Genomic DNA, 8,186 nt, shown 5'->3' with positions numbered 1-8,186 from the left:
TCTAACAAAATGCCGATAGCAAGACGCGCCGACGCAGACAGTACGAGTAGTACGACGGCAAGGAGGCGCAACGCAGCTAGCGGCATTTTGTTAGACGCTCTTATTTATGCTACAAATCCCTTAATAGTGGAATGCCAGAAAGACATGCCTCACCGCCTGGAGGTATCCCCCGATCCACTATCATCGTTGCCTGCATTTTACGCCGCCAAATAAAATCCTCGATCTCACCTTGTGGCGCATATTCGGTCACGATATCAAGAAGTAACGCCCGAATTTCTTCGAAATCAGATTGATTGCAGGCCATCTGCAAGCGAGTCAAGTACTTCTCAAGCTGGCTCCAAGGTATCTCAGTCTCTCTTGCTCGCATGATCAATGGATGCGCGGTCCCTTCGACCTCCCCTCCGATAAGCAATTCTTCATAAAGCTTTTCTCCCGGACGCAGGCCGATGTGCTTAATTTCAATGCCTCTTCCGGAGCCGCCCTCGTCCTTCAGTTCAAGGCCGCTTAAATGAACCATCCGTTTGGCAAGGTCGAGAATTTTCACCGGCTCGCCCATATCCAGCACGAACACTTCTCCGCCTTCGCCCATTGCACCTCCTTGCAAGACAAGTTGTGCCGCTTCAGGAATCGTCATGAAATAACGTGTAATTTCGGGATGCGTCAGCGTAATTGGTCCTCCCGCCATGATCTGCTTGCGGAACAATGGAACGACAGAGCCGGACGAGCCAAGGACGTTACCGAAGCGAACAGAGCAAAAGCGGGTTTTCGTCGGCAACCCCTCCTGTTGACGAGCAAATGCCTGCAGTATCAATTCCGCAAGCCGCTTGGTTGCCCCCATCACATTGGTCGGGCGAACGGCCTTGTCAGTCGAAATCAGGACAAATGTTTTCACCCCCGTTTCCACTGCAGCGCGCACCAAGTTTAGGGTTCCAAACACATTGTTCCGAATACCTTCGGTAGGATTGTGCTCGACCAGAGGCACATGTTTATAGGCTGCGGCATGGTATACCGTCTCGACATGGAAGGTTTCCATGATGGATTTGCACCTTGCCTGATCCAGCACGGAGCCGAGGAAGGGAATCAGTTCTGCTTCACTAGCTATCGTTTTCTGGATCTCGCGCAGTTCTTGCTCAAGCGAATACAGGGCGAACTCCGACAGTTCCAATAAGATCAGCCGTGACGGACGCTGTCGAATGATCTGCCGGCACAACTCCGAACCGATCGATCCTCCCGCCCCCGTAACAAGCACAACCTTACCCTGGATACAGGCGCTGATCAGGCGCTGGTCTGGCTCAACGGAATCGCGCCCCAATAAATCCTCGATCCCCACCTCCTGGATATCCTGCACACGCAATTCGCCGTTCAATAGCTTCTTGATGGGTGGAGTTAACTTGATCTTAACTTTCAAAGGTTCGAGGCGGTCAATGATTCGTTTTTGCTGCCCCTTTGACAATGAAGGCATTGCTAGCAAAATTTCGCTGACATCCATTTTTGCAAGAAGCGTTGGCAAGTCAGATGGCGGAAAAACTTTCACACCACCTATTGTTACGTATCTAAGATCCTCAGCGTCGTCGATAAATGCAACCGGCAGATATTCATTCCCGGCCCGCAACGCGCTAGCAAGCTGTGTTCCTGCCTGCCCCGCCCCATATATTGCTACCCGAATGCCCTTATGAGCTGCACCACGACGAAGAAAGCCACGCACAACGAAACGACTTGCAAGCGCATAGAGAATTGCGCCAGCCCAATAGATAACGAATGCCCCCCTGGAGTAATGCAGCGGCTGGGTAAATGCAGCCACTGCGACCAGCACAACGACAGATATCGTCACGCCAGTTGCAATGACATACACGATTTTGTGATCGATATAACGTATTACAGCACGATAAAAACCAAGCTTGATAAATACCGGGATCGAGGCAAAAGGGGCGACCAGGATAAGCACTGAATATTGGCGTAACAATGCCTCAGTCAAGTTGTCGTATCGCACCCAGATTGCGAAGCAGAAAGTAAGCGGCATCATGACAAAATCCGCTGCAACCGCAACCAGCTTTTTTCTTTGTCGCGTAAGGTCGGAGAAAAGACTCATGTACAGTGCAAATGAGTTATTGTCTTAATCTGCTTTAGCTCATCCCGCCGCACTGTGCATAACCTCAGCCAGAACGGAACAGGTTTTTGCCATTTCGGCTTCCGATAATGTTGGATGTACGAGAAACATGAGGCTGGTCTCGCCGAGTTCACGCGCCACAGCCAATCGCTTGCTCGGGCGCCATGGCGTTCCATCGAAAGCCTTTTCAAGATACACCTCGGAACATGATCCCTGATAGCAGGGAACCCCGCGGGAATTGATCTCTTCGATAATTCGGTCGCGCGTCCACCCCGGATTGAGCTTCTCTGGCCGCACATACACATAAAACTTGTAGCAGGCATGAACATCTTCAGTCGAGCATTCCGGTACACGAAGTGCTGTGAAAGCAGCACATGTGTTGCGTAACGCTCGTGCATTCCGGTTGCGTTGCGCCGTCCACTCAGCCATTCTGCGCAACTGGATACGGCCAATGACACCCTGTATTTCCAACATACGCCAGTTCGTGCCAAATCCTTCATGCACCCACCGGAATCCCGGAGAATGCTGACGCTCGTACACAGCTTCCCAACCCTTCCCGTGATCTTTAAAGGACCACATGGCCGACCAAAGCGTGCGATCATTGGTTGTGACCATACCGCCTTCGCCGCCCGTAGTCATGATCTTGTCCTGACAGAACGACCACGCCCCGATATGCCCGATAGAACCTACGCTGCGTCCCTTATAACGCGCACCATGCGCTTGTGCGCAGTCCTCGATTACTTTTATTCCGTGCTTGTTCGCCAAGGTCATGATGGGATCCATGTCGCAGGGCCAGCCAGCAAGATGGACGCAGATGACTGCCTTCGTTCTAGGAGTCAGAGCAGTCGCAATAGTCTCTGCCGTCAGGTTTCCACTATCCGCATCGACGTCTGCAAAAACCGGGATGGCGCCGGCGTTCACAACACAGGACACGGACGCGATGAACGTACGCGGCGTCACGACCACCTCGTCGCCCGGCCCGATACCCAAGGCCTTGAGCGCAACATCCAATGCCAGCGTCCCGTTGGCAAGCGCAATGGCATGATTCACACCGGCCCAGGCAGCAAATTCTTTCTCGAACTGACGGCACTCATTGCCCGTCCAATAATTCACTTTGTTCGACAACAGCACTTCGCGCACTGCGTCCGCCTCTTCAGCAGTAAAGGATGGCCAAGGTGAGAATGGCGTATTTAACATTGATCTCTCAATTCCGTTGCAAGATTCTCGCCGGGTTCCCGACCACAGTCACTCCTTCCGGTACGCTCTTCGTAACCACTGCGCCCATGCCTACAGTTGCACCGCGCCCTATCACCAAAGGCTCGCCTAGCTTCCCTTGGCGCAATATTGCGCCAGTGCCTATATATGCGTGATCTTCGATACGAATGTTGCCGTTGCACTTCACGCCAGGAGCAAAGGTCACGAAGTCGCCAATCACACAGTCATGCGCAACGTAGCTATAGATGTTTGCGTGAAAATGCCGACCGATCCGAATATTCGAGGTCAGTGTGACGAAGGGGCACAGCAATGCGCCTTCGCCCACCTCGACCGCATCCATTACCACGGTGTTCAATGCCCGTACAGTCCAGAACGCAACTCCGTCTGTTCTGCATCGGTCGGACAATTTCTCGCGTATGGCACTATTTGCAATTGCGAGAGCGATAAACCTTTCGCTTGCCGGCGCCTCCAGGAACTCGGCATATCGAAGAACACGATGCCCATTGACCACGAGCTCCATCGGATGATCATCCACAAACACGAGGCGATCCGGCAGCACGCCAGAATCTAACAATTGCTGCCGCGCTAACGGCATCACCTCGCGGCCAAAGCCGCTGGCACCATACACCGCGTACATCGGATTATTCATGCTCACTCCGGGTTGCAGAACCGACAAAGCGAGGCATCGTCGCCTCGCTGGCTGCGCTAATGCCCTCGCGGCGGATCACTCGCACCACTGTGAGAATCAGGATTTTAATATCCAGCCAGAAAGACTGATTATCAACATACCAGACGTCCAGCGTGAACTTTTCTTCCCACGACAATGCATTGCGCCCGTTGATTTGCGCCCAACCGGTAATTCCCGGGCGGACCTCGTGACGTCTGGCCTGTTTAGCTGAATATAACGGTAAATATTCCATCAACAAAGGTCGCGGACCAACCAAGCTCATGTCGCCTTTGATTACGTTCCACAGCTCGGGCAGCTCATCGAGACTAGCCGAGCGCAAAAATCTTCCAAACGGCGTCAAGCGGACTTCGTCAGGAAGGAGATTTCCTGATGCATCTCGCTCGTCAGTCATCGTACGGAATTTAATCATGAGAAAGGGCTGTGCATGTAGACCAGGCCGAACTTGTCGAAACATGATCGGTTTGCCAAGTTTTGTTCTGACCAAGACAATTAGCGCAATGATTACAGGAGACAAGATAATCAATGCAAGAACTGCAATGAGAAAATCAAAAAGCCGTTTCACTTCTTTCCTTCCATAGCCGCTGCATCCAACACATCGGCAAACTTCTTGGCAAGAATTTCGAATGAATAGACTTCCTCCACGTACTTCCTTCCACGGCCCCCCATCGCCGCTCGTTCTTCTGCTGGCATATCAATCAAACTTATCACGGCATTGGCAAAAGACTCAGGATCACATGGAGGCACGGTAACGCCGGCACGAGCTTCTGCGACCGGGTTGTTAGCTGTCCTGCCAGCGAAGACCACCGGCCTGCCTGCAGCCAAATAATCAAAAAGTTTATTTAAACTGATGCCGAAGCGATAAAGCGGCACATCGGCTAGACAAACCACAAATGCATCCGCCTCAGCCGCCAAGTTGGATATTTTGTTCTTTGGCACTGGGGGCTCAAATGTGACATTCTTCAGCCCACGCGAAAGCGCAAGCTCATGAAAAGATGATTTCAGCGGCCCATCCCCTATCAATCGGAGATGTACCCGGCGCTCAGGAAAACGTTTCTGAAGAACGCTCATGGCGTCCAACAGCTGATCGACCCCGTTCGCGTTTCCAAAAGAGCCTAAATACATCAGTACAAAATTGCCGCCAGATCCAACAGGCAAGCGCCACGTAAAGTTGTATAGGTCAACGCCGTTCGGAATCCACACGATCTTGCTATCGGGCACTCCAAGTGGGCGGAGATAATCATCTATTGCAGGAAGCAAGGTAACAATACGACTCGCTTTACGGTACAACACTCGCTCTAGCGCCCGCAGCAATATTGCCATTAGGCTGCAAGGCTTTAATCTACCCAAATCGATAAGCGTTTGAGGCCATAAATCGCGGACCTCAAAGACAAACGGGCAACGATAACGCTGCGCCAGTTTCAAGCCAGCCCAACCAGCAAAAGGATGAACACTGGAGCCTACGATAACGTCCGGTTTAGGCAATTGATCCATTAAAGGTAACCGCAAAACCTGCCAAGTATAGCTAAGCATGTTGCGCATCCTTCCCAGACCATTACCTTCGTAACTGGGAGTTTTTACCCATAAGAACTCAACCCCTTCATATTGTTCGCGGCGACAGGTCTCAGCGTCGTCCAAACGCTGCCTTCCCGTATTAAGCTCCGTGCTCGCGGCAATGATGGAGGTATGCCAACCAAAGCTGTGCAGGTGTTTTGCCAAGGAGAAATGTCGCGTTCCCCCGGGACCGTTTGGTTCTTGCGCATAATGGTTCAGCAGCCAAACGTTTTTCATTGTATGAGGCTCACTACGATTTCAGTTTCTGGTACAAGGAAACAAGCTTGTCCGCCTCATGTTTCCAACGAAAGGTATGCAAGACAGCACGCCTTCCAGCATCGCCCATGACTTGTGCCTGTTCTTCCTCTAGTAATACGTTGGAAATACATTCAGCTATTGCACAAGGGTCAAGGGGATTAACGCAAACACCAGCCCCCGTATCGGAGAGAATGCTGCGCCATAACGGGAAGTCTGATGCCAATACAGGCAGTCCTGCAGACATATACTCGAACATCTTGACTGGCAATGCGTCGATGTAATTGGTAAGCGGATGAAGTAATACCAATCCAATACGAGATTCAGCAAGAATCTGCGCTACACCTTCCCGACTGACCACTCCTCTGTAATCCACTTTCGCCCAACCCGGCAGCGCGCGCAATGCGCCTTCGAGTTCTGCGCTCTGGAAGGATCCCGCCAGGATTAACGTCGCATCGACGAATTCCAGCGCCCTGACCATTTCAAAGGCCCCACGGACATCGCTAATTCCACCGATATAACAAATCGTTCTAGGCGCCTTCGTCTTCTCGCCCGACTGTCCAGTCAGTTCGTTATCAATAGGAAAGTTATTTACATCAACTGTCGAAGGATTAACCGTAACGAATCTCTGGGCAATGTGCGGGGTAGCAGCAACAACCGAACTCAACCTCTTTGCAGCAAAATTTTCCAGCGTTTCCCAAATGAGGGACAACGGCTTCCTTACCCAGGATGGGATCCATGATTTGGACAGAATGTCACGTGGCACATCTTCATGCGCGTCATAGATGACCTTCTTGCCGCGCCATTTCAACAGCAAAGCGTATGGAATAAGCTCAGGATCATGAATATGATAGATTTCGGCATCCAGGTTTCTAGCCGCGCGATACACGTCGCACGCAGTTTTCACCATCCGCCCAACCCTACATCCATTCTTCCTCTGGATCGCATGAACCGAAACACCGTCTATTTGCATTTTGCGCGGCGCGCACGCAACTAAATGCACATCAAATCCAGAGGCTGCTAAGGAACGGCACTCTTTATGGAAAATCCGCACGTCGTCCCATGGATGAGCCGACGTCATATGACAAACGCGCGTCATGACTTTACACCAAAGCACTCCTCCCAAAGCGCCGTGCTATAAAGCCGCCATTGGGTACGCAAGTCGAGCTTGGAAAACATACTGCTGAGTGAATCCATATTACAGAGCTTGCCGAGCAAGCATGATTGTTGCACTTTCATTTTCATGATTGCTTGATGCTTCGAAAGCCAAAGATCCTCTGGAGCTTCAAATCCAAGCTTGTTCTTGCGCCAGACAACCGTGCTCGGCATTTTTTCGGACATTCCTTGGCGTAAAACCCATTTCGTCCACCCCCCTCTGATTTTGTATTGCGCCGGAATCGAAAGCGCTGCCTCTAGTGCGCGATAGTCGAGGAATGGTAAGCGCGTTTCGATACTATGTGCCATCGAATTCTTATCCTCATATCTGAGCAAGATCGGTAGGTTGGTTCGCGTAATCTCCAGATTTTGCAATGCGAACTCGTCAAGACACGCCTTCGCAAAGGCACGCAACTGGTCAGGCATCGATGGAACTGACTTCAGATACCGATGCCGATATTGATAGAACCGGTAGCGTGCCGGCGCGGAAAGTCCGCCAACCAAGTACTTGGCGGTATTGATGAACCCCATTTTGGAATTGTTGCTCCTTGCATCAAGGATCGCACGCATCGCGCTAAACATACCCTTGGTACGCCATACCGTCGCAATGTGCGCAGCGTAGTATTTTTCATATCCCAACAAAGTTTCATCACCACCTTGACCATCAAGCAGCACCGTCACACCTTGCTGTCGAGCAGTGCGCATCACAAACCATTGCATATTAATAGATGGCCCGCCATATGGCTCTTCTTGTGCGCGCACCACACTCGGAAGCGTATCCACAAACTCTTCGTACGTCGGCTTCAACGGCACCCATGTCATTTGCCCCGCTTCGGCAACCGCCTTGGCAAAAGCTGACTCGTCAGTTCGTGGCGTTTCGCCAATGGCGGTAATACCAATGAAAGACTTTCCAGACTGCTGCATGTACTGCGCCGCAGCAAGTGTTGCGACACTTGAACTATCAAGTCCACCGCTTAAGCAAGTGCCAACAGGGACATCTGAGCGCAAACGTACTCTTACCGCGTCATTAAGCAGCGCAACGTAATCCTTCGCGGTTGCGTCTGCGCCCTTGCCCGTCCATTCAGAGCGGCTTGCTATGCTGTAAAAACGCCGAATGTTAATTGAGTGGCTCTTGAGGTCATAAAATAAGTTATGCCCTGCCGGGAGTTTACTAATCCCCTGATAAAAGGTTTCTTCGGAATGATCGGCGAAACT

7 protein-coding genes are annotated in these 8,186 nt (G+C 51.5%); all 7 read right to left on the bottom strand.

Going from position 1 to position 8,186, the window contains the following annotated elements; translation table 11 throughout:
* Positions 1 to 109: 109 nt before the first annotated feature.
* Positions 110 to 2,089, bottom strand: a complete 1,980-nt coding sequence (locus tag A6M56_RS24095; RefSeq protein WP_286758482.1) for a polysaccharide biosynthesis protein — start codon at positions 2,087 to 2,089, stop codon at positions 110 to 112.
* A 39-nt stretch (positions 2,090 to 2,128) separates the two neighbouring features.
* Complete coding sequence (locus tag A6M56_RS24090; protein ID WP_286758481.1) at positions 2,129 to 3,304, bottom strand: DegT/DnrJ/EryC1/StrS family aminotransferase; 1,176 nt, start codon at positions 3,302 to 3,304, stop codon at positions 2,129 to 2,131.
* Positions 3,305 to 3,311: 7 nt separating this feature from the next.
* Positions 3,312 to 3,971, bottom strand: a complete 660-nt coding sequence (locus tag A6M56_RS24085) for an acetyltransferase (protein ID WP_286758480.1) — start codon at positions 3,969 to 3,971, stop codon at positions 3,312 to 3,314.
* Positions 3,964 to 4,572 carry a sugar transferase gene (locus A6M56_RS24080; protein WP_286758479.1) on the bottom strand — a complete coding sequence of 203 codons (609 nt, stop codon included), beginning with the start codon at positions 4,570 to 4,572 and terminating at the stop codon, positions 3,964 to 3,966. Before A6M56_RS24080 ends, A6M56_RS24085 begins: the two co-directional genes overlap by 8 nt.
* Positions 4,569 to 5,798, bottom strand: a complete 1,230-nt coding sequence (locus A6M56_RS24075) for a glycosyltransferase family 4 protein (protein WP_286758478.1) — start codon at positions 5,796 to 5,798, stop codon at positions 4,569 to 4,571. The genes A6M56_RS24080 and A6M56_RS24075 overlap by 4 nt, the downstream gene beginning before the upstream one ends.
* Positions 5,799 to 5,811: 13 nt before the next feature.
* Positions 5,812 to 6,915, bottom strand: a complete 1,104-nt coding sequence (locus A6M56_RS24070; RefSeq protein WP_286758477.1) for a glycosyltransferase family 4 protein — start codon at positions 6,913 to 6,915, stop codon at positions 5,812 to 5,814.
* Positions 6,912 to 8,186 (bottom strand): asparagine synthetase B family protein (locus A6M56_RS24065; protein ID WP_286758476.1); only part of this gene is annotated, 1,275 nt, incomplete at its 5' end. The genes A6M56_RS24065 and A6M56_RS24070, both read right to left, overlap by 4 nt.

This window comes from Ralstonia sp. RL (genome assembly GCF_001683835.1).
In the GTDB taxonomy this organism is placed as follows: domain Bacteria; phylum Pseudomonadota; class Gammaproteobacteria; order Burkholderiales; family Burkholderiaceae; genus Ralstonia; species Ralstonia mannitolilytica.
This window is presented reverse-complemented; position numbering and strand designations above follow the sequence as displayed.

Excerpts from the sequence above, each read along its gene's own strand:
- A6M56_RS24085 (WP_286758480.1), bottom strand. The coding sequence starts at position 3,971 with ATGAATAATCCGATGTACGCGGTGTATGGTGCCAGCGGCTTTGGCCGC.
- A6M56_RS24070 (WP_286758477.1), bottom strand. The coding sequence starts at position 6,915 with ATGACGCGCGTTTGTCATATGACGTCGGCTCATCCATGGGACGACGTG.
- A6M56_RS24090 (WP_286758481.1), bottom strand. The coding sequence starts at position 3,304 with ATGTTAAATACGCCATTCTCACCTTGGCCATCCTTTACTGCTGAAGAG.
- A6M56_RS24095 (WP_286758482.1), bottom strand. The coding sequence starts at position 2,089 with ATGAGTCTTTTCTCCGACCTTACGCGACAAAGAAAAAAGCTGGTTGCG.
- A6M56_RS24075 (WP_286758478.1), bottom strand. The coding sequence starts at position 5,798 with ATGAAAAACGTTTGGCTGCTGAACCATTATGCGCAAGAACCAAACGGT.